Origin of the sequence: Bacillus sp. ABP14, assembly GCF_001831375.1 — a bacterium.
Classification (GTDB): Bacteria; Bacillota; Bacilli; order Bacillales; family Bacillaceae_G; genus Bacillus_A; species Bacillus_A paranthracis.
Window position 1 is genome coordinate 3,822,311 of the sequence record NZ_CP017016.1, and the last position, 26,243, is coordinate 3,848,553.

The window sequence follows — 26,243 nt, forward strand, 5'->3', positions numbered from 1 at the left end:
CATGTAACGGTATTTGGAGGATGAGGTAAAGTATGAAACGTTTTTTTGCAGCATTGTTTACTATACTAGGTGCGATAACTGCCCTTGGGATTTTCTTTACAAATAAGGTGATGTACTTAAAGAAAAAAACAGAGGAAGAAATACTCGAAAGAGAAACGAAAAAACATTTTCGTATAGAGGATTTTGAAGCTCTTCATAAAGAAGAAATTCATATTCCTTCGCAATTCGGATATGATCTTCACGGATATTACATTCCTGCTGGTCATTCCAATAAGTTTATGATTTTCTGTCACGGCGTAACTGTAAATAAAATGAACTCTGTAAAATATGCAAGGTTATTTTTAAACAGAGGATATAATGTCGTTATTTATGATCATCGTCGTCATGGTAAAACTGGCGGAAAAACAACAAGCTATGGATACTATGAAAAGCATGATTTAAAATCTGTAGTTGACTGGCTAAAAGGTCGTTTTGGAACAAATATAACACTCGGTATTCATGGTGAATCGATGGGCGCTGCAACACTTCTTCAGTACGCAGGACTTGTAGAAGATGGTGCTGACTTCTATATTGCAGATTGTCCTTTCTCTGATTTCTACGGACAATTACAGCACCGTTTAAAGGTTGAATTCCATTTACCAAAATGGCCTTTATTACCTTTAGCAAATGCTTTCTTAAAAGTGCGTGACGGTTATACGATTCGTGAAGTTTCACCAATCGATTGTATAAAAAACATTAACAATCCTGTCCTCTTTATTCATAGTAAAGATGATGATTATATTTTAGCTGATATGACGAAAGCACTCTATGAAGCAAAGGAAAACAATAAACAACTTTATATTGCAGAAAATGGCGCACACGCTTGCTCTTATAACGAAAATAAAGAAGATTATGAAGCAGCCATTGATCAATTTTTAAACTCATATGTAAAAGAAACAAAAAACAGGCTTGCATAAGCCTGTTTTTTTATTGCGCTAAAACGTCTGTAACTTGTTCCATATTTTCAGAAATCCACTTTATTGCATCATCTAGCGTTGGAAATTCTGTCGTTTGAAATGTTACCTCATCTTGCAGTAACCAAACATCCTTTGACTCTTGTCCTACACCAGCAATGGACCAGTGTAACAAACTATATGGATGATTATCATTCAAAAATGATGCCCACGTGCGCTCATTTGCAATATTTCGTAATGTACGTAATTGTTTATCCATCTTTCGTCACCTTACTCTAGTCAGTTATAAAAAACATTATAACACTCTCTTCTCTTCCAAAGAAAGTGCTCTTTTCATATTGTCAAGTACTTCTCTTGATTATATGATGAAATTAAGCGTTTGGGAAGGAGGGATAGCGTTGGCTAAAGTACAAATTAAAGTAAATGATAATGGCTCTTTTCGCGTTACAGGGGACGTGGAATTAGTTGATTCACAAGGGAATGTATTCCCAGCAAAACCGGCATTTTCTTTATGCCGTTGTGGTTTATCAAAAAATATGCCTTATTGCGATGCTTCGCATAAAGGTAAATTCGAATCTGTTGTTAGAGCACCAGAGGCAGAATAATTTCACATGTGACATGCACATTTTTTTGTGCATGTTTTTTCTTTTTAGCAACTCCGTTATATCCCTTCTCCTTACAACATTTCTAATACTTTTATCTCCATCTCAGCCTACATATATTTTCACACAATTCTTCACATTCGAATACTTTTTACTAGCCTTTTATTTTTTTTGTGCTATAATTTGAGCAAACAGCATCCTTCGGGGTCGGGTGAAATTCCCAACCGGCGGTGATGAAGTGCAAACTTCTAAGTCCGTGACCCGTTTTCAACTCGGAAACGGTGGATCTAGTGAAACTCTAGGGCCGACAGTATAGTCTGGATGGGAGAAGGATATGTTTTCTAGTAATTTTATATAGCGAATACACTTTTATTTCAGTATGCATATTTTTATAGATTCAATTCAAATCTATATATATGTTTTATTTTGTATACTTTTCTTTCTATACTGGAATAAAAAGAGACGACTAGCGCTTGAAAAATTTGATATTTTTCCTTATGCAAAAATATCAATCATCGTTAGGTTTCTTTCCTATGCTTTCGTATTCGAACTATATTTCTAGAAATCACGTCTCCCAAACCTCAAGGATATTAAGTCCTTGAGGTTTTTTGATTTTTTCAGGAGAGGTGAAAAGAATGACAGATCAAGAATATATGAGGATTGCCCTGCAGTTAGCAGAAGGAACATCTGGACAAACAAGTCCAAATCCTATGGTTGGTGCTGTTGTTGTAAAAGACGGAAACATCGTCGGTATGGGGGCTCATTTACGTGCTGGTGAAGAACACGCAGAAGTTCATGCTCTTCATATGGCTGGTGAAAAAGCAAAAGGAGCTACCGTGTATGTAACACTTGAACCATGTAGCCATTTTGGAAAAACACCACCTTGCTGTGAATCGCTCATCAAAAAAGAAGTTAAGCGCGTTGTAATTGCTACTCTTGATTGTAATCCGCTCGTTTCTGGTAATGGAAAAAGGAGATTAGAAGAAGCTGGCATCGAAGTAACGACTGGTGTTCTTGAAGCGGAAGCAGTTTTATTAAATCGCTACTTTTTTCACTACATGAAAACGAAACGTCCATTTGTAACAATAAAAACAGCGATGAGCTTAGACGGAAAAACAGCGACTGTCACTGGTGAAAGTAAGTGGATTACAGGTGAAGAAGCACGAGCTGATGTTCACCAATACCGCCATACACATGATGCAATTCTCGTTGGAGTGAATACAGTTATAGCTGATAATCCACATTTAACAACAAGAATTCCTAACGGGGGTAAACATCCTATACGCGTTATTTTAGATACTCATTTACGAACGCCACCATCTTCTCATGTCATAACAGATGGTTTAGCACCGACATGGATTTTTGTCGGTAAGGATGTAAATAAAGAGAAAATAGCTTCTTATGAATCTGAAAATATAGTGATATTCCAAATGAAAACGAAGCAAATTGAAATACAAGATATTTTAGATTTACTCGGCGAAAAACAAATCCTATCTCTTTTCGTTGAAGGTGGGCAAACAGTTCATGCAAGGTTCTTACAAACAAACAATTTCAATGAAATTGTAACTTATATAAGCCCAAAATTAATTGGCGGGAAAGATGCCCCTACTTTATTTGGCGGCAATGGTTTTTCAACATTACAAGATGCACTTTCCTTGAAAATTCAAGAGATGAAACAAATTGGCGACGATATAAAGATTGTTGCTCATGCCCAAAGTGAGGTGACGGAATGTTTACAGGAATTGTAGAAGAATTAGGAACGATTGCAAACATGCAACAAAGCGGAGAAGCAATGAAGTTAACGATCCATGCAAATACAATTTTATCCGATGTTCACTTAGGTGATAGTATCGCGGTGAACGGTATTTGCTTAACTGTAACGAGTTTCACAACAACTTCATTCACCGTGGATGCAATGCCTGAAACGATGCAATCTACGTCACTTCGCATGCTTAAACCGCACTGTAAAGTAAATTTAGAACGTGCAATGGCTGCAAACGGACGATTCGGTGGACATTTCGTTTCAGGACATATTGATGGCATCGGAACGATAGTAAGTAAAAAACAACACTATAATGCCGTCTATTACAAAATAGCTATCGCTGATGAATTATTGCGCTATTGTTTGCATAAAGGATCCGTTGCTGTTGATGGAACGAGTTTAACAATATTTGATATAGACGAATCTTCCATTACAATCTCACTCATCCCGCACACAGTAAGTGAATCTGTTATCGGAGAAAAAAATGCTGGTGACATCGTAAATATTGAGTGTGACATGATTGGTAAATATATCGAACGCTTTATTTCTAAACCTGTAAAACGAACAGGTTCAATGACCGAAAGCTTTTTACAAGAAAACGGATTTTTATAAGGGGGAAGCATGATGTTTCATCGTATTGAAGAAGCTCTAGAAGATTTAAAACAAGGGAAAGTCGTAATCGTATGTGATGATGAAAACCGTGAAAATGAAGGCGATTTTATCGCTTTAGCAGAGTATATTACGCCAGAAACAATTAACTTTATGATTACACATGGGCGCGGCCTCGTTTGTGTACCAATTACGGAAGAGTACGCAGAACGTCTACAATTAGAACCAATGGTAGCTCATAATACAGATTCGCATCATACTGCATTTACAGTGAGCATTGATCACGTTTCTACAACAACTGGGATTAGTGCTCACGAACGTGCAACTACGATACGAGAGTTGTTAAATCCTGCATCAAAAGGTGCTGATTTCAATCGTCCTGGACATATCTTTCCATTAATTGCGAAAGAAGGCGGTGTCCTGCGCCGTGCTGGTCATACAGAGGCTGCTGTCGATTTAGCACAGCTTTGCGGAGCGGAACCAGCTGGCGTCATTTGCGAAATTATTAATGAGGACGGTACGATGGCACGCGTACCTGATTTACTACAGTGTGCAAAACAATTTGATATAAAAATGATTACAATAGAAGATTTAATTGCTTATCGCCGCCACCATGAAACATTAGTGACGCGAGAAGTGGAAATTACATTACCTACAGATTTCGGTACTTTCCATGCAATTGGCTATTCTAATTCATTAGACTCGAAAGAGCATATCGCACTCGTAAAAGGTGATATTTCAACAGGAGAGCCTGTACTTGTACGCGTTCATTCAGAGTGCTTAACAGGAGATGTATTTGGCTCGTGCCGCTGTGATTGCGGACCACAACTCCATGCTGCCCTTGCTCAAATTGAGCGTGAAGGAAAAGGCGTTCTTCTTTATATGAGACAAGAAGGACGAGGTATTGGGCTTCTAAATAAGCTTCGCGCTTATAAGTTACAAGAAGAAGGGTTCGATACTGTAGAAGCAAATGAAAAGCTTGGATTCCCAGCGGATTTGCGTGATTATGGTATCGGTGCTCAAATTTTGAAAGATTTAGGTTTACAACATTTACGATTATTAACGAATAATCCACGAAAAATTGCTGGCTTACAAGGTTACGATTTAGAAGTAATCGAGCGTGTACCGTTACAAATGCCAACAAAAGAAGAAAATAAAACGTATTTACAAACGAAAGTAAACAAATTAGGACATTTACTAAATTTATAATTAAAGGAGAGATTTATTATGGTATTCGAAGGTCATTTAGTTGGTACAGGATTAAAAGTTGGGGTTGTTGTTGGACGTTTTAATGAATTTATTACAAGTAAGTTACTTGGCGGAGCTTTAGACGGATTAAAGCGTCACGGTGTAGAAGAAACTGATATTGATGTTGCTTGGGTGCCTGGCGCATTCGAAATTCCTTTAATCGCTAAAAAGATGGCGAATAGCGGGAAATATGATGCTGTTATTACGTTAGGCACTGTCATTCGTGGTGCTACAACACATTATGATTACGTTTGTAATGAAGTAGCAAAAGGTGTTGCATCTTTATCACTACAAACAGACATCCCCGTTATTTTCGGTGTATTGACGACTGAAACGATCGAGCAAGCGATTGAACGCGCGGGCACGAAAGCTGGTAATAAAGGCTATGAATCCGCCGTTGCTGCAATCGAAATGGCTCACTTATCAAAACAATGGGCATAAAAAAAAGAGGCTGCGGCCTCTTTTTATTTTTTTACTTTTTTCCGTACATCTTTTATTAATTCATCCATTGTTTTTCCTTCTGTTTGTATACGAAGTGTTTGTGCTGTTCTCCATACATTCTCTCTTTTCTTCGCTTCTTCTATAATAGTAATTTCTTTTCGTACTTCCTTTAAATCTTTCCCTTCTGTTTTCAATCCAAAATGTTCAGCTTTCGTTCGAAAATGTTGTTCAATTCGTTGTTGCATCTCTTTTTGTTCAGGATTTTCGGCGGCCTTAACTGGATCAGCACTTATTGCTTTTAGTAAAATGAGACAAGTCATAATCGCTAATATATATTTGTGCATGTAAAATCCTCCAACCCAATATAAAGTGAAACTTTAATCAGTGGGGGGGCTTCATCCCCCACTGATTATTAGTTGAACCAATCGGACTTTTATGGGCAGTTGATCCCCCACCTAACTTCTTTGCTTTCGCTGCTTTTTGAGGTGTGGGTCTTACTGCCCATTAAAGTCGGATAAATTACATATTTACTATGTACAATTGGTGCTTGGAAAATTCGTCCACCAAAATTCTTTTTTTCGCTCAAAAGTCACTAGTATCAAGCGTTCACAACTATTTATTACATTTTATTTACAAAAAAAGCAAACTCTTTTACAAGTTTGCTTTTTTCCATCTTATAATGCACATTCCTCAATCTCAAACCCTAAATCTTCAATCATACCCCAGTCTGCAGTCGGTTCTTGTCCAGCTGTCGTTAAGTAGTCTCCAACAAAAATAGAGTTCGCTGCAAATAAACCGATTGGCTGTACAGAACGTAAATTGATTTCACGCCCTCCTGAAATACGAATTTCTTTTGTTGGGTTTACAAAACGCATCATTGCCAGCACTTTTAAACATTCTACTGGCGTTAACTCCTTTTGTCCTTCAAGCGGTGTACCCTTCACAGCAACAAGGAAATTACATGGAATGGAATCTGCATCTATACGTTGTAATTCGAATGCAATTTCAGCACGTTCTTCTATTGTCTCTCCCATTCCAAAGATTGCCCCAGAACATGGTGAAATACCCGCTTGTTTCGCTTTTTGAACTGTATCAACACGATCGTCATACGTATGAGTGGAGCAAATACTTTCGTAATTATTCGCATGTGTATTTAAGTTGTGGTTATAACGGTGTACACCCGCTTCCGCTAAACGTCCTGCTTGATCTTCGTTTAAGAAACCTAAACAACAACAAATCTTTAAATCTGTCGTTTCACGAATCTCCTTAACGGCTCCAATTACGTGATTTACCTCTTTATCAGTCGGACGACGACCAGATGCTACAATACAATATGTACCCGCTTTACGGCGAATTGCTTCATGCGCTCCTTCTACAATCTTTTCCTGCGTTAGCCATGCATATTTATCAATCGGTGCTTCTGAAATAATTGACTGTGAACAATATCCGCAATCTTCAGGACATAAGCCCGATTTCGTATTAATAATCATATTTAATTTTACTTTCTTACCAAAGTGATGATGGCGAATGATGTAAGCAGCATTCATAATTTCTAAAATCTCTGTATCGTCAGCCTCTAATATCGCTATTGCATCTTCTTTCGTAATCATTTTCTCTTCTACTACGTCGTATGCAAGTTTTTTCCAATACCTTTTTGTTTGTACTTGTTTCATTTCATCTCTTCCCCTCTTTTGTTATATGCACAAATAAAGCATGATACGTCGCCATTATCCCTTCATTTTCCGTGAAGTCTCTTTCGTATATGCGAAGCATCGCACGAAAGAGTGAGGGACTTTGACAATAGGATTCTTCATTACTATTAGTCGCTCCTACTTTTCGAATAGAATGTAGAAACTCCCTAACTTCTGTAAATCTCTCTATGTAACATGTTTCAGAAACATGTACATCCCCTGTTTCTATCTCACAAATATGACGCAATTGATTTTTCGAATAAAAACGTTGCCCAATCGATGTTTCATTTTGTATATTTTTTTCTTCTTTCGCCCGCTGGAACGAAGCATGCAATTCTTGAAATGTCTCCTGTCCAAACGTTGAAAAGAGTAATATCCCATCTATAGATAAATGATGAAATACATTTCTTATCACTTGTTTTAAATCATTTAGCCATTGAAATGTGGCATTTGAAATAATGACATCGTACGTTTCTTCTAGTCGTAATCGTTCGATATCCTCACAGTAAAACGTTACATCGTTCACATTTTGTCTTGCTTTCGCAACTGCAATCATACTTTCAGCAAAATCAATAGCTGTAATATGCGCTTTCGGAAATAAGTTTGATAATTGCTCTGTAACATATCCTGTCCCGCATCCAAGTTCTAAAATACGTATCGATGCATTTGCACTATATCGCTGATTCAATGTAGAAAGTAATGAATGTGCCATCTTTTTTTGTACATTTGCATATTGATCATAGGATACAGCTGCCACGTTAAACCGTTTTTGTAGTAACGTTTTGTTGATCATGTCGTATCCCCTCTACAAATTTAATTATCTCATTTACGCAATATTCGAAATTCGTTACACATAATGCGTGTCCAGCTTCATTTACTACCTTGAGCGTTGCAGTCTCATTCTCAGCCATACTATGTGCTGCAGGCAATGGACATATTACATCCTGCTCTCCGTGAATAAGTAGGATAGGAACTTTAACTTCTTTCAGTTCTTCTCTCATATCTGTTTCTATTAAATAATCTAAACCTAATTGTAAAGACTGAATAGAATCACCTTTAAAGTGTTTTATCATACCTTCAAAGCTTTTATTCTCTTTCAGCTCATCTTTCGTAAACATATTTTCATAAAACCGCTTGAGCGTATCTTCTTTCTTTCTCGCCAAATTCTTTTTTAGCCGTTCTACATGCAAAGCATTCCATCCACTCGTATAGTCGCTCGTATTTGTAAATTTGGCAGTACCACCAATTAATACGATACCTTTTGCCTTAATCTTTTTATGAGCTTCAACTGCCGCTAACGCCCCTAGTGACCATCCAACTAAAATTACATTTTCATCCTTTGCTACCTCTATGATTCGCCCCGCAAATTCACTTTGTTCTTTCACATTACGCCAATTCATACATTGAACAGAATATCCTTTAAAATACGGCAGAACTAAATTCCAAACAGCTTCTTCCATTCCCCATCCAGGAATAAAAATAATCTTTAGCTCTTTCATACTAAAAGCCCCTCTTCTTTACCAATGCGTATAATATGCTGAATAGCCCAGTTCAAATCAGCTATTGTATGTTGGGACGTAACTGCAAAACGGACCCGCGAACTATTAACTGGAACCGTTGGTGGACGAATTGCAATTGCAGCAATCCCTACCTGTTGCAACCTTTTACTAAACCGTAAAGCTTTTTCATTGGAACCGACTACGATCGGTACAATATGAGTTGAGCTATTTCCTATATCAAAACCAGCTTCTTGCAAATGTGTCCTAAAATATGCTCCATTCTCTATAAGCCTCTCTCTTCTTTCATTATCTTCTTTTACAATTTCAATTGCTTTTTGTACCGCTCCTAATGTTCCTGGCGGTAATGCAGTAGTAAAAATAAAGCTTCTCATCATATTTTGTAAATACTCTATATAAATTGCATCGCCTGTCAAATACGCACCGTAACACCCTAAAGCCTTACTAAACGTCCCCATATGTATATCTATTTTTTGAGCAAGATCTTCTTCTATATGAGATAATCCAGCTCCGCCGATTCCATATATTCCACTCGCATGCGCTTCATCCACTACAATAATTGCCCCGTATTTTTCTTTCAACTCCACTAACTCCCTCAAATACGCAGTATCACCATCCATACTAAAAACAGTATCTGTTACGATTAATTTCTTCTTTTCAGGAGATGCTGTTTTTAACAACGTCTCCAGATGATTGAAATCATTATGACGATACCTTTTATGCTCTGCCCCGCTCAATATAATTCCATCAACGATACTTGCATGATTTAATTTGTCACTAAACACAATGTCGTGACGACTCGCTAATGAAGAAATCACTCCAACATTTGCGGTATATCCACTATTTACAACTAAGGCTTTTTCAGTACCCTTCCAATCGCATATACTTCTCTCAACCTCTTCATACAGTGAGTAATTTCCTACAACGAGCCTTGATGCTGTCGCCCCATTTCCATATTTTCTTGTGCATGCAATAGCAGCTTCTTTTAACCTTTCATCTCCAGCTAACCCTAAATAATTATTTGATGCTAAATTTAGCATCCTTTTCTCATCTCGAATAAGCCATGTCTCTTCTGCTTGTTCTGTTACATGTAAATTACGATACTGCCCTTGCTCTTTTAGTTGTTGCAATTTAGATTGAAGATGTGTGCGCCACGTTTGATTCATTTCGGATAAGCTCCTCTAATTTTGAAATCATTATATATTCTTTAGCAGATTCCAAGACTTCTTCTTTTGTAAACGCACCTTCAAAGAATGGTAACAAACCTAAAACTGGTACCCTACTTAACTCTTCAATCATTTCTTTATTTTCTTGTACTCTTTCCATTTCGCATTCTTTGCAGCCAGATAAAATGACACCTGCTACTGTTAAACCATGTGCCTTTGCATAAGCAATCGTTAAAACTGTATGATTTACTGTTCCTAATGTAGGGCGTGCTACTACAATAAGTGGAAGTTGTAATTCTTTTGCGAAATCAATTACTAAAGCATCCTCTGTATACGGAACAGCTAATCCACCTGCTCCTTCTACAAGCAGACTATTAAACTCTTTCAATCGTTCATTATAGTGATGAATAATGTCTTTTAACGTTACTGTCCTTCCAGCTCTTTTCATAGCAAGTCTCGGAGCAAGCGGCTCTTCAATAGAATATGGGCAAATTTCATCTTCATTTGTCGGTACACCTGATAATGCCTTTAACCTTGCTGCATCTCCCTCTGGATTTGATGCAACATGTCCACTTTGCAACGGTTTATATACCCCGATGTTATATCCCAATTCTCTAAATACACCTGCTAATGCACCGGCAACGACAGTTTTTCCCACTTCAGTATCCGTTGCTGTTATAAAAAAACCGCTCATTATTCTCCCTCCGTAACATCCGAGATTGCTTTATACAAAATACGTAACATATCATCAATCTCATCAATTGTAGAAGCAAGAGGTGGCATAAAGACAATCGTATTACCGAGCGGTCGGATAATCATGCCTAGTTCTCTTGAGCGTTTACATACTTGAACACCGACTCTCTCTGTCCATTCAAACGCTTCTTTCGTTTCCTTATTCTTCACAAGTTCAATTCCAACCATTAATCCGCACTGACGAATATCCCCTACATGTTTATAAGCAAAGAGCGATTCTAATTGCGTCGCCACATATTCTGTCTTACGTGCCACTTCTTCTATTAAATTTGTTTTCTCGTATAGTTCTAGATTCGCAATTGCTACCGCACAGCCTAACGGATTCCCTGTATAACTATGACCGTGGAAAAACGTTTTTTGTTCTTCATAGTCGCCTAAAAAGGCATTATAAATTTCATCTGTCGTTACGGTGATTGCAACTGGTAAATATCCGCCCGTTAAACCTTTTCCGGCTGTTAAAATGTCCGGTGTTACATTTTCATGTTCACATGCAAACATTTTCCCAGTACGCCCAAATCCAGTCGCTACCTCATCTGTAATAAATAAAACATTATATTTTGTACATAAATTACGTAGCCCTTTTAAGTATCCTTTTGGCATTGTAATCATACCGCCAGCACCTTGCATTAAAGGTTCTACAATAATCGCCGCAATTTCTTCATGTTTATCTTTCAGCAGCTCTTCCATTTCTTCTAAATGTTTTTTTACAATTTCCTCCTTATTATTTCCATAAGGAGAACGATATGTATATGGATAAGGCATTTTAATTGCTTCAAATAAAAGTGAACTATACACTTGGTGAAACAAGTCTATTGCTCCTACTGAAACAGCTCCAATTGTATCACCGTGATACGCTTCTTTTAATGTAACAAATCTTTGTTTCTTCGGTTTTCCTTTATGCTGCCAATATTGAAAGGCCATCTTAATTGCAATTTCAACAGCGCTAGAACCAGAGTCTGAATAAAATACTTTCTTCAAACCTTCTGGAACAACTTCAATTATTTTTTCTGCTAATAAAATAGATGGAACGTTAGCAAGTCCTAGCATAGTAGAATGGGCAATTTTATTTAATTGTTTACGAATTGCCTCATCTAGTTCCGGCACTTGATGCCCATGAACATTTAACCAAATAGACGAAACACCGTCCCAATATTCATTTCCATTTACATCGTATAGCTTTCTTCCCTCTCCACGTTCAATAATGACAGGATCTTCTTCTAAATAATCCTTCATTTGTGTAAATGGGTGCCATACATAGGCTTTATTTTTCTCTGATAATTCTTCATATGTATAAGATGGTTTGTCAGTCGTATCCTTACTAAAAGTCACAATTGTCACCCCTAATGTTAACTAGTTTATAAATATAGTTAACATTAAAACTAAATGACTGTCAATTATTTTTAAATCAAGTAGTTCTTAAAAAAGAACAACTTATCATACGATAAGTTGTTCTACTTTCCATGTTGTATCTTTCCAATTTCTAAAATAATCTCTTCATCTTTTTTTCCTTCTGTATCAATTCCAAGTTGTTTGGCATGTTCAATCAATAAATCATGGCGCTTCTCAAATCTCGCGGTATTTACTTCTTTCGTAACCTCTTCTTTTGTTTTTCCTTCCGTAGAAACCCCTAGTTTCTCAGCTGCTTTTTCCATCGACTTCTTCTCTTCAGCTTCTTTCGCTTTCTTCACTTCTAACTGCTGTATTTGCTTTTGCTTCGCCTGCTCTGATTCAGCTGCAAAAGCTGTGTAAATTCCAGCACTTCCGCCAATGACTAGTAAGGTGGTAAAAAGAATTATTTTTTTCTTCACTCGTTCCTCCCCTTTCAAATTCATTATAACGCACATTTTTCGGTGTTAAAACCTATCTCCTTTATTTCCCTAAAAAAATATTACACATTTTCATTGACATGTATGATGAATATATGATAAAAATTTAACTAACATCATATGAATCGGCATTGATAGGATTTAGTAGTATTTCGATTTCTGATTTCAGAGAGCTGGTGGTCGGTGCGAACCAGTACAGAGCGAATTATGAATTACCCCCTGGAGCTTCTTTTGCGAAACGTAAGGAGTAGTGAAAGACGGTTATAGACCGTTATATCTAAAGAGTGGTGAAACGAAACTGTTTCACAATTTAGGGTGGTACCGCGAATTTTTCGTCCCTGCATATATTGCAGGGGCGTTTTTATTTTATTAGCGCATATCATACGACCCTTTATTTTGTGATACATTCATTTCACAAGCTAGGGTGGTACCGCGATTTCTTCGTCCCTGCATATTTATATGCAGGGACGTTTTTTTATCCAAACATTTCCGTATCATATTGAAGGATTAACAATTACCGGTAATTTGTCACAAAATTCTAAATTTTAGAAGGAAATAAACAATATTGGCGAATTTTATATAAAAAAGAGCTATTTTAGATTACTTAGGAGGGAAAAACAATGGTTTCAAAAATTGAATCTGTACTTTTAACGTTATTTATCTTTTTCTGCATTGGCTTTAGTGTTATTCAATTAGAAGTTTCACCACACATCCCAATTTTATTTGGTATCGTGCTTTTATTAGCATTTGGATTTATGAAAAAAATTGATTGGTCTACGATGGAAAAAGGGATGATTAGTAGTATTTCAGCTGGTATTCCATCTATTTTTATTTTCTTACTTGTAGGCGTATTAATTAGTGTTTGGATCGCCGCTGGAACAATCCCAACTTTAATGGTATACGGCTTCCAACTTGTATCTCCTAAAATTTTCATTCCAACTGTTTTCGTTGTTTGTGCAATTGTTGGAACGAGTATCGGTAGTGCCTTTACAACTGCCGCAACTGTAGGACTTGCCTTTATGGGTATGGGTAGTGCTCTCGGATACGATCCAGCTCTAATCGCTGGCGCAATTATTTCTGGTGCATTCTTTGGAGATAAAATGTCTCCTTTATCTGATACAACAAACTTAGCTCCTGCTGTAACAGGTGTAGATCTATTTGAGCATATTCGTAACATGCTTTGGACAACAGTTCCAGCATTCATTATTGCTTTTATCGCCTTTTTCATTTTAGGAGGAGGTACGAGTGGAGACGTTGACTTCACAAACTTTATTAGTACATTAGAGAAAAATACAACGATTTCTATCGTTACACTAATCCCAATTTTATTACTGTTCCTATTCGCATTTAAAAAAGTCCCAGCAGTACCAACATTGCTTGCAGGAATCGTGGTAGGAATTATTATTCTCTTTATTTTTAAACCTAGCACTTCTTTAGCTGATTTAATGAAAATTATGCAAGACGGATACGTTTCTAAAACTGGTATTAAAGACATTGATAGTTTACTATCTCGCGGTGGTCTACAAAGTATGATGATGTCGATTGCCCTTATTTTCCTAGCTCTTTGTATGGGAGGATTATTACAAGGAATGGGTATTATTACGCAGCTAATGAATATCATCTCTAGCTTCGTTAAAAATAGCACACGCTTAATTATTTCTACTGCTTCAACTGCAATTGGTGTAAACTTCTTACTTGGGGAGCAATACTTATCCATCGTTTTAACGGGACAAGCATTTGCTAATAAATACGATGAAGTCGGTTTAGAACGTCGTAATTTATCACGCGTACTAGAAGATGCAGGTACAGTTATTAACCCGCTCGTACCATGGGGAGTAAGTGGTGTATTCTTATCGAACGTCCTTGGCGTTCCGACATTTGATTACCTTCCATTCGCAATTTTCTGTTTAGCTTGCCCAGTCTTAACAGTTATTGTTGGTTTCACAGGATTTGGCCTTTCATGGAAGAAAGAAAAAGCAGTAACAATTTCATAATATACGAAAAAGGATTACCTGAATCGGTAATCCTTTTTATATTTCTCGACTATCTATTTGCTTTCTTTCTTCTAAATAACAGAAGTAATCCCGCTCCAACAAATGCCAAACCTGCTCCAATTGTAGAAACAACACTTGTACCTGTTTTCGGTAAATCACGTTCTTCTTTCTTTTCACTTACAGTTGTTGTTTCTTTTGAGCTTTCATTATCCGTCGTAGTTTGTCCAGATCCTGCATTATTACCTTCATCTGTTGGTGGTGTCGTTGGATTCTCTCCATTATTACCTTCACCTGTTGGTGGTGGTGTTGGATTTTCTCCATTATTGCCTTCACCTGTTGGTGGTGTCGTTGGATTTCCTCCATTATTACCTTCACCTGTTGGTGGTGTCGTTGGATTCTCTCCATTATTACCTTCACCTGTTGGCGGTGTTGTTGGATTCTCTCCACCCGTTTCTTTACCCTCATCGTTCTTCTTCGTTATATCAATTGCATATTTAGCAAATTCATTTTCAGATGGTCCAACATATGATATTTTCCCATCTTTCTTTATATACTTTTGTGCATTCGGTGAAGAATCGAACGTTGTATTTAATTTTTCCGCAACAATTGGTTTAAACGTCCAATTTTTATCTGCTGCTGGATCAATAACTGGTGTTTCTTGCATATACTTCACAATGATTTGACGTGTTTCATCTTGTGATTGGTATACAACCTCCCCTTTACTTACACCTGGGAACGTTTGGCTACTTCCACGATAGTTATTTGTAGCGACGATAAACTCTTGATTGTCAGCTACTGGCTTACCTTCATATGTCATATTTATAATACGATTCGTATTAGCATTTACAACTTTTCCATCTTTATCGTATTTCGCTGGTTGTGTTACATCAATTTCGTATTTTAAGCCATCTAAAATATCAAAGTTATATGTAGGGTATCCGATATTTACTAACGGCTGTTCTTCTGTTTTCTTTGGATCGATTTGATTAAACTGACCTGCAGACATTTCAAGCCATTCTTTCACTTGTGCCCCATTTACTTTTACAGCATATAAAGTATTTGGATATACATATAAATCTGCAACGTTTTTAATTGCTAACGTTCCAGCTGGAATGTCCGTATAATATGTAGCACCGTTTCGGCCACCTGCTTTAAATGGTGCTCCTGCAGATAAAACTGGAATTCCTTTATATTTGCTATACTGTCCATTTTCAGCAAATAACTTTTCTACATACCATTTCTGTGCATTTGTCACAAGTTGTACAGAAGGATCATCTTGTACTAATGAGAAATAACTATTAATTGGTGCTGTCGTTTTTCCTACAGCTGTATTCACATAATCAATTGTTGCTTGATGATCATCTTTAATTTCATTAACTAATTTTTCATCAGATTTCACTAATGGGTTCCCTTTACTATCAGCAATCGGACGAAGTTGCGGCTTTGATTGCTCTTTTTGTACTTCCCATTTTCCGTTTACCTTTTTCAATTGCATATCAATAATACCTAAGTTACTTCCAAAGACACCAGGCATTACAACTGGAACACCATTAAATACATCCTTCACTTCAGTATGTGAATGTCCCATTAATACTGCATCTACACCAGGAACTTCTGTTAAATAATACGAAGCGTTTTCCATACCTGCGTTGTAGCCACTCTTATCAACACCAGAATGTGCTAGTGCAACGATAACATCTGCACCTTCAGCTTTCATTTTCGGCACCATTTTCTTCGCTGTTTCTACTATATCTTTCGCTTTCACTTTTCCTTCTAAATTTACTTTATCCCAGTTCATAACTTGAGGTGGAACAAATCCCATTACGCCAATTTTCACTTTTTGTTTTTGCCCTGATTCATCTTCTACTTCTTTTTCAAAAACATGATATGGTTTAAAGTAGTTTTGGTCGTTCTCGTCATTATTATCTTTATCATCTTTGTAGACGTTCGAGTTAATAACCGGGAACTCTGTTTTACTAATTACTTTGTTTAAATAGTCTAAACCGTAGTTAAATTCATGATTCCCAAGAGAAATGACGTCATACTTCATTAAATTCATTAAACGATATAATGGATGTGTATAACTAGGATCCACAGGCTTCTTCGGATCATTTATTTTATTCGCTACATAATCTCCAAGCGGTGTCCCTTGTAATGCATCTCCATCATCAAATAGGACAGAGTTCTTCGCTTCTTCACGTGCTTTATTAACAAGTGTTGCCGTTTGTACGAGACCTACTTTATTATCGGTTTTCGTTTGATAATAATCGTAATTCATTAAGTTAACGTGAATATCTGATGTTTCTAGAATTCGTAAGTTAACCGTACTCTCCCCAGTTTGCTCATCCGCATGAGCTGTTGTTGGCAATACTTGCGGCGCTATTACACCTATAGCAAGAGTTGCTCCAGCTAGCATTTTTTTTGACTTTTTCACAAAAAATCCCCCTTATACAATTACCAAAAATAATGAAATGAATCTGTCTTTAATCACATACCTTTTTTCTTCTATTAAAGATAAGATTTTCATTTCACCCTGCGCTAATGAGTAGTCCCCTTAAACGCTCGATTGGTGAGACTTTACTTATCGGGAAATAAAGCCCTACTAATTAAAATTTCACCTTATCTGACATAATCATATATAATGTACTTTCATATCGTCAATATTTTTTGACATACTTCTACAAATTTTCTGTAAAGTTATTGTAAACTTTTCATAAACATATAATATGCCCTTACATTGTTAATACTGCTGAATATGATACAATTACCAATTACAAGGAGGATGAATTTATGAAAAAAGTCATCTTAACAATTGTTTGTCTCCTCCTTCTAATCATTTCTTATTCTTATTTTGAAAAGAACGATGAGACAAAACAAAATGAACCTGAAGAAAAAACAGAAAAAACATCTACTCCAAGTTGGATTGATAAACAAACAAACGAGTCCTTTTATCATCTCGTACTAGGTGATTCGCTCGCCAAAGGATATGGATCGACACAAGGAGGATTTGCCGAATTAGCCTCAAGACAAATAGAATCACAAATTCATAAACCAATTACAGTAGAAAACCTTGGTATAAATGGTCTTACAACAGATCGGCTCGTTAAAAAAGTTCAATCAGAAGATATAAAACAAAAAATTAGAGCGGCAAATATCATTACAATTAATATTGGAGGAAATAATTTATTTCGTTTAAATCGAGATGTCGGTGTTATAGATGGTATTAAAATGTTAAATAAAGAAAAAGCTCATTTTGAAGCGGATGTAAAAAGTATTGTAAAGACAGTTCGAGATCAAAATTCGGATGCTTTACTCATTCTTTCTGAACTCTATAACCCGTTACAACTCGATGACTCGATCGCAAGTTATGCAGATATGTTTTTAGACGGCTGGAATGAATCCGTTTATTCCATTGCAAAAGCAAATCAACCATCTATCGTTTTACCAATTCGCAAATTAATATCTAATGATAAGAAAGAATTACTCTTTGACCAAGTACACCCTAATGACAAAGGCTATACGATTATTGCCGATTCATTTACAAAAAAAGTGTTGGCCTACAAATATTAAAATTCACATGAAACAATTCTATTTTTATAACATGTCTTTTTTGTTACAATGAGAGTGGAAGGGGGCCTTTATATGGAATCACGCGAGTGGGAACGTATTGTTGATCATCTTCTTTCGCTAGTGCCTCTTTTTTATCGCAAATTTATGCTTCCTGGAGAATTTTCTTCTCAAAGACATATGCCGCCATCACATACACAAGTATTGCTACTTCTGCATGAAAATGGCACATTAGCAGTTTCCGAAATCGGTAAGCGGCTAGCGATTTCACGGCCTAACATGACACCTCTATTAAACAAACTGATTCAAGAAGAACTAATAGAACGTCATTATAGCGAAAAAGATCGACGGGTCATTTTAATTTCCCTAACAGCTGAAGGGAAATTGTTAGTAAATCAGTATCAACAATTCATTTTAGACAAATTAAAAGAAAATTTCCAAACATTATCTGAGGAAGAACGTGAAAAACTCATTCACTCTCTTCAAACCATTCAAAATTTAATTTTGAAAACAAACGCATAAAGCTGCTTCTAAATAGAAGCAGCTTTATGATTCATAATAATTACCATAATATACATTTGAATACGGCCATGTCGTTAAATATGGTTTTTGTTCTTGTGTAGGCTGTTGCTGTGGTATTTGTGATAATTGCTGTAATTGTTGTTGTCGATATAATTCGTATTGTCTATTCATATCATAAGCCGGATAATAATTTACATATGGATATACTTGAGGTACGTAATAATAATACATTCATTCTCTCCCCCTTTTTCTTAAACATATTCAAAGGAGAAAATGAGTGTGACACTCTTTATATTTGCACGAGCGGTTCTGTCACGCGTTTTTTTCTGTTCTTCAAACGTAACTTACGGTTCTTTTCATATAAATAATGCACAACGAAATATGAAACTACCCCAAATACAACTCCTAAAATCGTCATTCCAATTAATACATACACTTCACTCTGCAATAAACCCTTCAGTATCGTAAAAATATGGCTCGAAAACAAATCAGATAGCGTAAATGGTTCATGATGTATTTTTTGTACATGAAATGGATATATCATTTTCCCTAACGCATAAGCAAACGGGAATAAAAATACTGGTAGAAACGATATTTTCCCAATAATATTGCCAATAACCGCAGCAGGAAAAGATCCCTTTGCTAATCGAACGATCGGATAAAATATTATATATACGAGCGATGCCGTATATATGACCAACATCTCTAAACCAAAACCAATCGCAAAACCTAATGATACTTTCTTTGCACCTTCTGGCGATCGAAGCAACTTATAATATTGAAACTTTAATATTCTCCATGTCCGCTGGAAAAGCGAATATCTTCTCTTAGTTGTTTTCAAATTCATCATCTCTTTAACTATATTTTTATATGTAGTATGTCCTTACACACTCTGAAAAACAAATTTAGTTTCTTCTTTTATTATAAATGATATCAAAATGGTTAACTAAATATACATATGACATTTCAATACAAAAAGTGCATCTCCAATTGTTATTTGTACGTAACAATTGGAGATGCACATCATTTAAGAGAGTTCTTCTACATTTTTAAATAAACTTACTAATAACGCTTTTTGCGCATGCAATCGGTTACCTGCTTGCTCAAAAACGATAGACTGTGGTCCGTCTATAATCTCTCCAGTTACTTCTTCTTCACGATGAGCGGGTAAACAGTGTAAGAAACGATATGTTTGCTTCGCATGCGTAACAAGTTCGTTATTGATTTGGTATGGTTGAAATAACGTATATTTCTCTTCTTCGCCCTCTTGCCCCATGCTCATCCAAACGTCAGTATAAATAAAATCTGCTTCACTCACCGCTAATTCGGGGTTATGCAAAATTTCAATTTCAGCTCCTGTTTTTTCAGCAATCATTAATGCTTTTTTTACAATTTCCTCATTCGGTTCATATCCTACAGGCGTTGCGACAGTCATATGCATTCCAACTTTCGCACTCGCTAACAACAATGAATGACATACATTATTTCCGTCACCTACGTAAGCCAATTTTATTCCTTCAAATGTATTTACTTCTTCATATATTGTCATTAGGTCTGCCAATGCTTGGCAAGGATGGTGATTGTCCGTTAATCCATTAATAACAGGTATGCTCGATTCTTTTGCAAGCTCTTCTACATCGGCATGTGAGAATGTACGTATCATAATCCCGTCAATATAATGAGATAATACTTTCGCAGTATCTGAAACGCTCTCCCCTCTTCCAATTTGCATCTCTTTCCCACTTAAAAACATACCATGTCCTCCGAGCTGCACCATTCCTGCTTCAAAAGATACGCGAGTACGAGTCGAATGTTTATCAAAGATAAGCCCTAATATTTTTCCTTGTAATAAAGGCTCTTGCTTATTCTTTTTTAAATAGATAGCGAACTCAATTAAAGAAATGATTTCTTCTTGCGTCAGTTCTTCTAATGTTAAAAGATCTTTCGTATTTAATTTCGGTACTTGTACAGTTGACATGGAATTTCCCCCTTATATGATTGATACGTTTTTTGTACAAACTACTTTTTTTATCATATATACTGCCTGTTCTAACTCTTCATTCGTTACAATAAGTGGTGGTAATAGTCTAATTACATTAGGTCCTGCTTGTAATACGAGAAGCCCTTCCTTCTCTAGTTGTTCTATAAAACTTGCAACTTCATGCTTACACTCGATCCCTATCATAAGCCCCTTACCACGTATATTTTGAATACATTCGGCATGGCACAGTTCCTCTCGCAACTTCTGTAATACATACTCGCCCTTTTCCTTTACTTCTTTTAAAAACGATGGTTTCTTAGTTATTTGCAATACTTCTTTCGCTGCAGCCATTGCAATATAATTTCCACCAAACGTGGAACCGTGTGATCCTGCAGGAAACGATGTTCCAAGTTCTTTCTGGCCAATCATTGCTCCAACGGGAATGCCATTTCCAAGCGCCTTAGCGGTAGTAACGATATGAGGATATATTCCCATTTGTTCGTAAGCAAATAATGTCCCAGTTCTTCCAATTCCAGTTTGTACTTCATCTATAATAAATAGGGAACCGGACTTCTTACATAATGTTTCAATCTCTTTCAAAAAGGCTAGGTTAGCAGGTACTACTCCTCCCTCACCTTGAACAACTTCTACCATTACTGCCGCTACTTCTTCATTCATTACCTCTTTCAATGCCTTAATATCATTAAAAGGAATATGTAAAAAAGATGGAAGCAATGGACCAAATCCTTCTTTCACTTTATTTTGCCCCGTCGCGCTCATCGTTCCGAATGTTCTACCGTGAAAAGACTGCTCGCATGTTACGACGAGAGATTTTCCAGTATGCTTGCGCGCTAGCTTCAAAGCTGCCTCATTCGCCTCTGCCCCGCTATTACAGAAAAACACATAATCTAATGCTATATTTTCTGTTAATAATGACGCTACTTCTTCTTGTAAGCTGTTTGTAAACAGGTTAGATATATGCCACATATCATGAAGTTGCTCTTGGACAGCTTTCATAACAGTAGGATGACAATGTCCTAAATTACATACACCAATTCCTGATGTGAAATCTAAATATTGCTTACTGTTATTATCAATGACTTTCGTTCCTTTCCCCTTTACAAACTCAATCTTTCTTCTCCCATACGTTTGAAAAAGATGACTTATCATGCAATACTCACGCCCCTCGTTACCGTTGTTCCAATACACTCACCTGTAACCTCGGTAAAATCCTTCGTCCCATTTACGATACTAACCTTTTGCACTCCCATTTTTAATGATGCTAGTGCTGCCTGTACTTTCGGAATCATCCCACCGGTAATAACACCGTTTTCTATAAAATTAACAATCTCAAATTCGTCGGTTTTCTTTACTAACTTTCCTTCATGTAATACCCCATCTACATCTGTAATAAAAATGAGTTCTTTTGCAGATAATGCGGCTGCAATTCCAGCTGCGGCGGTATCTGCATTTATGTTATAAATCTCATTATCATTTATGCCGACCGGAGCAATAACAGGAATATAATTCATATTTATTAATCCTTTTAGTAAGGCCGTTTCGACATAACTTACTTCTCCCACATATCCTATCTCCTCGCTGACAGGTTGAACTTGAAGTAGATTGCCGTCACATCCTGAACAACCTACTGCAAGTAAATTATGCTTTTGTAAATTCATTACGAGTTTTTTATTCGTACTTCCGCATAGCACCATTTGAACAACATCCATAACTTCTTTTGGTGTTACTCGTAATCCATCTCTTTTTTCTGCGTTGATGTTACAATCTTTTAATTGGGCATCAATTTCTGGGCCACCGCCATGGACAATCACTACTTTATACTTCTGTTGCAATTTCTTTATGCAATCAAAAAACACATCATTTAATTGATCCAACATACTACCGCCGCATTTCACTACAATATAATCACTCATCTTCCCTCTCCTTATGTACGATAACAAGCGTTTATTTTCACATATTCATAGCTTAAGTCACAGCCCCAAGCTGATCCGGTCTCTTCTCCTAAATGTAAATACACATCAATCATAATTTCATGTTCTTGTAACCTCATTTTCATTTCCTCTTCAGAAAACATTTGAGGTTCACTATTTTTCAGCACCGCAATAGATTGAAGAGTAATATCAATTGTATTTGGGTTAATCGCGACTTCACTTTGTCCAATGGTACTAATAATTCGCCCCCAGTTTGGATCTTCACCATGTATTGCTGTTTTCACAAGACTCGAACCGACTATTTGCTTTGCAATTTTCTTTGCCTCTTCATTCGTTCGAGCTCCTAACACATTTACTTCTATTAACTTCGTAGCACCTTCACCATCTTGTGCAATTTTTTTCGCTAAATCTTCACATACCTTCTGTAAAGCAACTACGAAAGTTTCCCAATCTGCATGTTCCATATCAATTGGTTTCGTTTCTGATAATCCACTTGCCATAACGATGACCATATCATTCGTAGAAGTATCTCCATCTACCGTAATTTGATTGAATGTATGATTCGTGATTTGTAATAATGCTGTTTGTAATACGTCATGCTCTATATGAGCGTCTGTCGTAATAAAACTTAGCATCGTTGCCATATTTGGATGAATCATCCCTGAACCTTTCGCAACACCAGCAATCAGCACTTTCTTCCCATCAATCACCATTTCATAACAAGTTTCTTTCGTTATAAGATCCGTCGTTAAGATCGCTTCAGAAAAAGAATGAGCTTCCCTTTCTTCCTTCGCCGGGATAAGAGTAGCAATCCCATTTCGAATTATATCCATCGGCAGCGGAACACCAATTACACCTGTTGAAGCTACTGCAACGTAATTTTCTTTCATTCCAAAATGTTTCGCCCCTAATGCACGCATTTCATAAGCATCTTGTAATCCTTTCATTCCCGTACAAGCATTTGCATTTCCACTATTAACGATAATAGCTTGTAATTTTCCCTCAGTCGTTATACTGTCCTTCGTTACTTGCAACGGGGCTGCTTGTATTTGATTTGTTGTATAAACAGCAGCACATGATGCCGGTACATCACAAACGATTGCCCCTAAATCCTTTTTCTCCTTTTTCAAACCAATTGCAGTGCCAATGGCCGAGAAACCTTTTGGAGTTACAATCGAACCATTTTCTACTTTTGTAATAGACGCTACTTTAATCATCATGTCCCCCTTATAGATAAAGCGGCATATGTTGTAAACCTGTTGTTTCTTCTAGTCCCGCTATTATGTTTGCATTTTGAATTGCTTGCCCAGCCGCACCTTTCACCATATTGTCTATAACAGAAACGACTGTCACTCTTCCTGTTCTTTCATCGTAAGCTATCCCCATATCACAATAATTTGAGCCCCTCACTTCTTTCGGACTTGGAAACTCTCCTTGCAGACGAATTCGAATGAAAGGCGATTGTTCATACGTTTCTTCATATAATTTTTGAAGTTGTTCTATTTCCATTTCTCGTTTTACTTTCGCATAAAGTGTAACCATAATCCCCCGTGATACCGGTATTAAATGTGTACTAAACGTGATTGGCTTCGTTTCCCTATTCCACTCCGCAAGCATTTGCTCAATCTCAGGAACGTGTTGATGCTCATTTACTTTATAAATACGCAAGTTATCGTATAACTCAGGAAAGTGAGCCATCGTTGTTGGCGTTTTTCCTGCTCCAGATACTCCTGATTTCGCATCAATAATAATCGAATCTTCTTCAATTATGCCGCTACGAACTAACGGTAATATCGCTAATAATGCAGCTGTAGCAAAACATCCTGGATTTGCAATTAAATTTGCCTTTTGAATTTCGGACCTTTTCCATTCACTTAACCCATATACAGCTTCCCTAAGGACTCCTTCTTTTGCAGCTGCCCTTTTATACCACTGTTCATATATGAAAGGATCTTTCATACGAAAGTCTCCAGATAGGTCAATTACTTTTAAGCCTACTGCTAATAATTTGGGAGTTAACTCTGCTGATACTCCTGCTGGGGTTGCTAAAAATACAATTTCTGCTTCCTTCTCTATTTCCTCCACATCAATTTCTTGTAACGTATGAACAAGAACATTTTGAAAATGCGGATATACATTTGTTATACACTCGCCAACTTGTGAAAAAGAATGGAGAGATGCTATCGAAAAATATGGATGTTGCTCTAATAACCGAATTAATTCAATACCTCCATACCCAGTTGCTCCAATAATCGCGACCTTCATATGCTCCTCCTCATATCGATTCTTTAAATTAAGTATGATTATAATATTGTATATTTATAGAGTCAATTAAATATTTATAAATTTTATAAACTTAAAAAACTTAATTTTACTAGAAAAATAATATGCGCAACCGAATTTTTATACATAAATATTGCATAGTAGTTTTTTCATTTCACTTCAAGTACAATAAAACAATACATACGTACATACAGGCGGGGAAAACATGAATGAAAAATTAATTGAGAAAATGATTATAAAAAGTTTTCAGCAATATCAATGTAGTCCTATGTCAAATGAGGATCAGGAAATGCTTGTTAAACATATTCAAACGATTATTCATTCAAATACTAAAATTGATGTATACGAGGCAGTTGAGGATATCGTTTACGATTATGTGACTGGAAAATAAAGTGAAACTTTAATCAGTGGGGGTTTTCTTCATCACCCACTGATTATCAGCCCTCACCAATCGGACTTTTATGGGCAGCCCGCCCCCCACCTAACTTCTTTGCTTTCGCTGCATTTTGAGGTGGGGGTCTTACTGCCCATTAAAGCGGGATAAAAAAATAGGAGATTTCCATATGGAAATCTCCTATTTTTTACTTAATGATTTACCTGCTACGCGCTCAAATAAACCTGGGAATAAAGCATACAGTTTCGGACCAATGCCCATCCATTTCGGTAAGTTTACTTCACGCTTTTTCGTTTGCATCGATTTTACAATTTGCTCTGCTACATATGTTGGTTTTAACATGTATCGTCCCATATTTTTCACATATGTACCGGATTGATCAGCTATTTCAAAAAAGTTTGTATCTATCGGACCTGGATTAATCGCTGTTACGAAAACATTCGTACTAGACAACTCCATGCGTAAACTATTCGTAAATCCTAATACTGCATGTTTCGTCGCTGCATACGCACTCGATTTCGGCGTTGCAATTTTCCCAGCAAGTGATGCAATATTAATAATATGTCCTTCGTTTCTTTTTACCATATAAGGTAGTACTGCTTTCGTACAAGCTACTAATCCAAATACATTTACTTGGAACATATCTTTCACTTCATCCATTGACGCATCTTCAAACGTTTTAAAAATACCAAATCCCGCATTGTTTACTAATATATCAATACGTCCCACTTCTTGTAATACCTTTGAAAAAACAGATTGTACTTCCGTCTCTTCACTTACATCTAATACATAATAATAGCAAGGCGTATTATAAGTTTCTTTAATTTTGTCTGCTAGCGCTTTTAATTTCTCTTCTGTTCTAGCCATTAATACTGGAGTCGCCCCCTGCTCTGCAACTTGCATTGCAACTTGCTCTCCAATTCCACTAGAAGCACCTGTAATGACGATTACTTTATTTTGTAAACGTCCCGTCATTGCTGTC

28 protein-coding genes, 1 riboswitch and 1 other annotated feature are annotated in these 26,243 nt (G+C 36.6%); of the genes, 10 read left to right on the top strand and 18 right to left on the bottom strand.

What is annotated here, in order from left to right; translation table 11 throughout:
* The first annotated feature begins 32 nt into the window (after positions 1 to 32).
* Positions 33 to 956 (top strand): alpha/beta hydrolase, encoded by a 924-nt coding sequence (locus BGI23_RS19760; protein WP_014893526.1) that lies wholly within the window; start codon positions 33 to 35, stop codon positions 954 to 956.
* A gap of 10 nt (positions 957 to 966) precedes the next feature.
* Here the strand turns inward: BGI23_RS19760 and BGI23_RS19765 are convergent, their stop codons facing one another.
* Positions 967 to 1,212 carry a YqkC family protein gene (locus BGI23_RS19765; RefSeq protein ID WP_000360809.1) on the bottom strand — a complete coding sequence of 82 codons (246 nt, stop codon included), beginning with the start codon at positions 1,210 to 1,212 and terminating at the stop codon, positions 967 to 969.
* A 139-nt stretch (positions 1,213 to 1,351) separates the two neighbouring features.
* On the opposite strand from BGI23_RS19765, the gene BGI23_RS28205 reads away from it, so the two are divergent.
* From BGI23_RS28205 to ribH, 5 genes are all read left to right on the top strand, one after another.
* Positions 1,352 to 1,558, top strand: a complete 207-nt coding sequence (locus BGI23_RS28205) for a CDGSH iron-sulfur domain-containing protein (protein ID WP_001151582.1) — start codon at positions 1,352 to 1,354, stop codon at positions 1,556 to 1,558.
* 190 nt (positions 1,559 to 1,748) lie between these two features.
* Positions 1,749 to 1,892: riboswitch (FMN riboswitch) on the top strand.
* 298 nt (positions 1,893 to 2,190) lie between these two features.
* Positions 2,191 to 3,303, top strand: a complete 1,113-nt coding sequence (gene ribD, locus BGI23_RS19775) for a bifunctional diaminohydroxyphosphoribosylaminopyrimidine deaminase/5-amino-6-(5-phosphoribosylamino)uracil reductase RibD (RefSeq protein WP_070806792.1) — start codon at positions 2,191 to 2,193, stop codon at positions 3,301 to 3,303.
* Positions 3,285 to 3,929: a riboflavin synthase gene (ribE, locus tag BGI23_RS19780; RefSeq protein WP_000493919.1), complete on the top strand. Its 645-nt coding sequence runs from the start codon at positions 3,285 to 3,287 to the stop codon at positions 3,927 to 3,929. The genes ribD and ribE overlap by 19 nt, the downstream gene beginning before the upstream one ends.
* A gap of 12 nt (positions 3,930 to 3,941) precedes the next feature.
* A complete protein-coding gene (ribBA, locus tag BGI23_RS19785) occupies positions 3,942 to 5,135 on the top strand; it encodes a bifunctional 3,4-dihydroxy-2-butanone 4-phosphate synthase/GTP cyclohydrolase II (protein WP_000468988.1) in 1,194 nt (397 codons plus the stop codon).
* Between the two features lie 18 nt (positions 5,136 to 5,153).
* The gene (gene ribH / locus BGI23_RS19790) at positions 5,154 to 5,615 is read left to right on the top strand and encodes a 6,7-dimethyl-8-ribityllumazine synthase (RefSeq protein ID WP_000230900.1); all 462 of its coding nucleotides are present in this window, start codon (positions 5,154 to 5,156) and stop codon (positions 5,613 to 5,615) included.
* Positions 5,616 to 5,638: 23 nt separating this feature from the next.
* Here ribH and BGI23_RS19795 read toward each other — a convergent pair whose 3' ends face one another.
* From BGI23_RS19795 to BGI23_RS19830, 8 genes are all read right to left on the bottom strand, one after another.
* Positions 5,639 to 5,959 carry a hypothetical protein gene (locus BGI23_RS19795; RefSeq protein WP_000549778.1) on the bottom strand — a complete coding sequence of 107 codons (321 nt, stop codon included), beginning with the start codon at positions 5,957 to 5,959 and terminating at the stop codon, positions 5,639 to 5,641.
* Between the two features lie 330 nt (positions 5,960 to 6,289).
* Positions 6,290 to 7,288 carry a biotin synthase gene (bioB, locus tag BGI23_RS19800; RefSeq protein WP_070806793.1) on the bottom strand — a complete coding sequence of 333 codons (999 nt, stop codon included), beginning with the start codon at positions 7,286 to 7,288 and terminating at the stop codon, positions 6,290 to 6,292.
* 1 nt (position 7,289) lies between these two features.
* On the bottom strand, positions 7,290 to 8,099 hold the full coding sequence (bioC, locus tag BGI23_RS19805; RefSeq protein ID WP_070806794.1) for a malonyl-ACP O-methyltransferase BioC: 810 nt from the start codon (positions 8,097 to 8,099) through the stop codon (positions 7,290 to 7,292).
* A complete protein-coding gene (locus BGI23_RS19810) occupies positions 8,065 to 8,805 on the bottom strand; it encodes an alpha/beta fold hydrolase (protein WP_070806795.1) in 741 nt (246 codons plus the stop codon). Before BGI23_RS19810 ends, bioC begins: the two co-directional genes overlap by 35 nt.
* Positions 8,802 to 9,989, bottom strand: coding sequence for an 8-amino-7-oxononanoate synthase (bioF, locus tag BGI23_RS19815; RefSeq protein ID WP_070806796.1), 1,188 nt, complete (start codon positions 9,987 to 9,989; stop codon positions 8,802 to 8,804). The genes BGI23_RS19810 and bioF overlap by 4 nt, the downstream gene beginning before the upstream one ends.
* On the bottom strand, positions 9,955 to 10,683 hold the full coding sequence (gene bioD, locus BGI23_RS19820) for an ATP-dependent dethiobiotin synthetase BioD (protein ID WP_070806797.1): 729 nt from the start codon (positions 10,681 to 10,683) through the stop codon (positions 9,955 to 9,957). Before bioD ends, bioF begins: the two co-directional genes overlap by 35 nt.
* Positions 10,683 to 12,071, bottom strand: coding sequence for an adenosylmethionine--8-amino-7-oxononanoate transaminase (gene bioA, locus BGI23_RS19825; RefSeq protein WP_070806798.1), 1,389 nt, complete (start codon positions 12,069 to 12,071; stop codon positions 10,683 to 10,685). Before bioA ends, bioD begins: the two co-directional genes overlap by 1 nt.
* A gap of 122 nt (positions 12,072 to 12,193) precedes the next feature.
* The gene (locus tag BGI23_RS19830; protein ID WP_070806799.1) at positions 12,194 to 12,550 is read right to left on the bottom strand and encodes a hypothetical protein; all 357 of its coding nucleotides are present in this window, start codon (positions 12,548 to 12,550) and stop codon (positions 12,194 to 12,196) included.
* 140 nt (positions 12,551 to 12,690) lie between these two features.
* Positions 12,691 to 12,911 (top strand) — a binding site (T-box leader).
* A gap of 277 nt (positions 12,912 to 13,188) precedes the next feature.
* On the opposite strand from BGI23_RS19830, the gene nhaC reads away from it, so the two are divergent.
* Positions 13,189 to 14,562 carry a Na+/H+ antiporter NhaC gene (gene nhaC / locus BGI23_RS19835; protein WP_070806800.1) on the top strand — a complete coding sequence of 458 codons (1,374 nt, stop codon included), beginning with the start codon at positions 13,189 to 13,191 and terminating at the stop codon, positions 14,560 to 14,562.
* Positions 14,563 to 14,611: 49 nt separating this feature from the next.
* Here the strand turns inward: nhaC and cpdB are convergent, their stop codons facing one another.
* Complete coding sequence (gene cpdB / locus BGI23_RS19840) at positions 14,612 to 16,996, bottom strand: bifunctional 2',3'-cyclic-nucleotide 2'-phosphodiesterase/3'-nucleotidase (protein WP_070806801.1); 2,385 nt, start codon at positions 16,994 to 16,996, stop codon at positions 14,612 to 14,614.
* A gap of 356 nt (positions 16,997 to 17,352) precedes the next feature.
* Here cpdB and BGI23_RS19845 point away from each other — a divergent pair, with 356 nt between their 5' ends.
* Together BGI23_RS19845 and BGI23_RS19850 are read left to right on the top strand one after the other, a co-directional pair.
* Complete coding sequence (locus BGI23_RS19845) at positions 17,353 to 18,132, top strand: GDSL-type esterase/lipase family protein (RefSeq protein ID WP_070806802.1); 780 nt, start codon at positions 17,353 to 17,355, stop codon at positions 18,130 to 18,132.
* A gap of 72 nt (positions 18,133 to 18,204) precedes the next feature.
* Positions 18,205 to 18,651, top strand: a complete 447-nt coding sequence (locus tag BGI23_RS19850) for a MarR family winged helix-turn-helix transcriptional regulator (RefSeq protein WP_000445817.1) — start codon at positions 18,205 to 18,207, stop codon at positions 18,649 to 18,651.
* Positions 18,652 to 18,675: 24 nt separating this feature from the next.
* On the opposite strand, the gene BGI23_RS19855 is transcribed toward BGI23_RS19850, so the two are convergent.
* From BGI23_RS19855 to argC, 7 genes are all read right to left on the bottom strand, one after another.
* Positions 18,676 to 18,882, bottom strand: coding sequence for a hypothetical protein (locus BGI23_RS19855; protein WP_070806803.1), 207 nt, complete (start codon positions 18,880 to 18,882; stop codon positions 18,676 to 18,678).
* A 58-nt stretch (positions 18,883 to 18,940) separates the two neighbouring features.
* Positions 18,941 to 19,501 (bottom strand): DUF2062 domain-containing protein, encoded by a 561-nt coding sequence (locus BGI23_RS19860; RefSeq protein WP_070806804.1) that lies wholly within the window; start codon positions 19,499 to 19,501, stop codon positions 18,941 to 18,943.
* A gap of 177 nt (positions 19,502 to 19,678) precedes the next feature.
* On the bottom strand, positions 19,679 to 20,629 hold the full coding sequence (gene argF / locus BGI23_RS19865) for an ornithine carbamoyltransferase (RefSeq protein ID WP_070806805.1): 951 nt from the start codon (positions 20,627 to 20,629) through the stop codon (positions 19,679 to 19,681).
* Positions 20,630 to 20,641: 12 nt separating this feature from the next.
* Positions 20,642 to 21,802, bottom strand: coding sequence for an acetylornithine transaminase (locus tag BGI23_RS19870; protein ID WP_070806806.1), 1,161 nt, complete (start codon positions 21,800 to 21,802; stop codon positions 20,642 to 20,644).
* Complete coding sequence (argB, locus tag BGI23_RS19875) at positions 21,799 to 22,566, bottom strand: acetylglutamate kinase (protein WP_001286781.1); 768 nt, start codon at positions 22,564 to 22,566, stop codon at positions 21,799 to 21,801. The genes BGI23_RS19870 and argB overlap by 4 nt, the downstream gene beginning before the upstream one ends.
* Before the next feature lie 11 nt (positions 22,567 to 22,577).
* On the bottom strand, positions 22,578 to 23,801 hold the full coding sequence (argJ, locus tag BGI23_RS19880; protein WP_070806807.1) for a bifunctional glutamate N-acetyltransferase/amino-acid acetyltransferase ArgJ: 1,224 nt from the start codon (positions 23,799 to 23,801) through the stop codon (positions 22,578 to 22,580).
* 10 nt (positions 23,802 to 23,811) lie between these two features.
* On the bottom strand, positions 23,812 to 24,849 hold the full coding sequence (gene argC / locus BGI23_RS19885; protein ID WP_070806808.1) for an N-acetyl-gamma-glutamyl-phosphate reductase: 1,038 nt from the start codon (positions 24,847 to 24,849) through the stop codon (positions 23,812 to 23,814).
* 223 nt (positions 24,850 to 25,072) lie between these two features.
* Here argC and BGI23_RS19890 point away from each other — a divergent pair, with 223 nt between their 5' ends.
* A complete protein-coding gene (locus BGI23_RS19890; RefSeq protein WP_001003230.1) occupies positions 25,073 to 25,258 on the top strand; it encodes a YqzH family protein in 186 nt (61 codons plus the stop codon).
* A 183-nt stretch (positions 25,259 to 25,441) separates the two neighbouring features.
* On the opposite strand, the gene BGI23_RS19895 is transcribed toward BGI23_RS19890, so the two are convergent.
* On the bottom strand, positions 25,442 to 26,236 hold the full coding sequence (locus BGI23_RS19895; RefSeq protein WP_000147804.1) for an SDR family oxidoreductase: 795 nt from the start codon (positions 26,234 to 26,236) through the stop codon (positions 25,442 to 25,444).
* Positions 26,237 to 26,243 lie beyond the last annotated feature (7 nt).

Coding starts and splice junctions, on each gene's coding strand:
- BGI23_RS19795 (WP_000549778.1), bottom strand. CDS start 5,959: ATGCACAAATATATATTAGCGATTATGACTTGTCTCATTTTACTAAAA.
- argB (WP_001286781.1), bottom strand. CDS start 22,566: ATGAGTGATTATATTGTAGTGAAATGCGGCGGTAGTATGTTGGATCAA.
- BGI23_RS19855 (WP_070806803.1), bottom strand. CDS start 18,882: ATGTATTATTATTACGTACCTCAAGTATATCCATATGTAAATTATTAT.
- ribE (WP_000493919.1), top strand. CDS start 3,285: ATGTTTACAGGAATTGTAGAAGAATTAGGAACGATTGCAAACATGCAA.
- argF (WP_070806805.1), bottom strand. CDS start 20,629: ATGTCAACTGTACAAGTACCGAAATTAAATACGAAAGATCTTTTAACA.
- BGI23_RS19870 (WP_070806806.1), bottom strand. CDS start 21,802: ATGATAAGTCATCTTTTTCAAACGTATGGGAGAAGAAAGATTGAGTTT.
- argC (WP_070806808.1), bottom strand. CDS start 24,849: ATGAAGGTCGCGATTATTGGAGCAACTGGGTATGGAGGTATTGAATTA.
- ribH (WP_000230900.1), top strand. CDS start 5,154: ATGGTATTCGAAGGTCATTTAGTTGGTACAGGATTAAAAGTTGGGGTT.
- BGI23_RS19890 (WP_001003230.1), top strand. CDS start 25,073: ATGAATGAAAAATTAATTGAGAAAATGATTATAAAAAGTTTTCAGCAA.
- ribBA (WP_000468988.1), top strand. CDS start 3,942: ATGTTTCATCGTATTGAAGAAGCTCTAGAAGATTTAAAACAAGGGAAA.
- bioB (WP_070806793.1), bottom strand. CDS start 7,288: ATGAAACAAGTACAAACAAAAAGGTATTGGAAAAAACTTGCATACGAC.
- BGI23_RS19810 (WP_070806795.1), bottom strand. CDS start 8,805: ATGAAAGAGCTAAAGATTATTTTTATTCCTGGATGGGGAATGGAAGAA.
- nhaC (WP_070806800.1), top strand. CDS start 13,189: ATGGTTTCAAAAATTGAATCTGTACTTTTAACGTTATTTATCTTTTTC.
- BGI23_RS19860 (WP_070806804.1), bottom strand. CDS start 19,501: ATGATGAATTTGAAAACAACTAAGAGAAGATATTCGCTTTTCCAGCGG.
- argJ (WP_070806807.1), bottom strand. CDS start 23,801: ATGATTAAAGTAGCGTCTATTACAAAAGTAGAAAATGGTTCGATTGTA.
- bioF (WP_070806796.1), bottom strand. CDS start 9,989: ATGAATCAAACGTGGCGCACACATCTTCAATCTAAATTGCAACAACTA.
- BGI23_RS19845 (WP_070806802.1), top strand. CDS start 17,353: ATGAAAAAAGTCATCTTAACAATTGTTTGTCTCCTCCTTCTAATCATT.
- BGI23_RS19765 (WP_000360809.1), bottom strand. CDS start 1,212: ATGGATAAACAATTACGTACATTACGAAATATTGCAAATGAGCGCACG.
- bioC (WP_070806794.1), bottom strand. CDS start 8,099: ATGATCAACAAAACGTTACTACAAAAACGGTTTAACGTGGCAGCTGTA.
- bioD (WP_070806797.1), bottom strand. CDS start 10,683: ATGAGCGGTTTTTTTATAACAGCAACGGATACTGAAGTGGGAAAAACT.
- ribD (WP_070806792.1), top strand. CDS start 2,191: ATGACAGATCAAGAATATATGAGGATTGCCCTGCAGTTAGCAGAAGGA.
- BGI23_RS19850 (WP_000445817.1), top strand. CDS start 18,205: ATGGAATCACGCGAGTGGGAACGTATTGTTGATCATCTTCTTTCGCTA.
- BGI23_RS19895 (WP_000147804.1), bottom strand. CDS start 26,236: ATGACGGGACGTTTACAAAATAAAGTAATCGTCATTACAGGTGCTTCT.
- BGI23_RS19760 (WP_014893526.1), top strand. CDS start 33: ATGAAACGTTTTTTTGCAGCATTGTTTACTATACTAGGTGCGATAACT.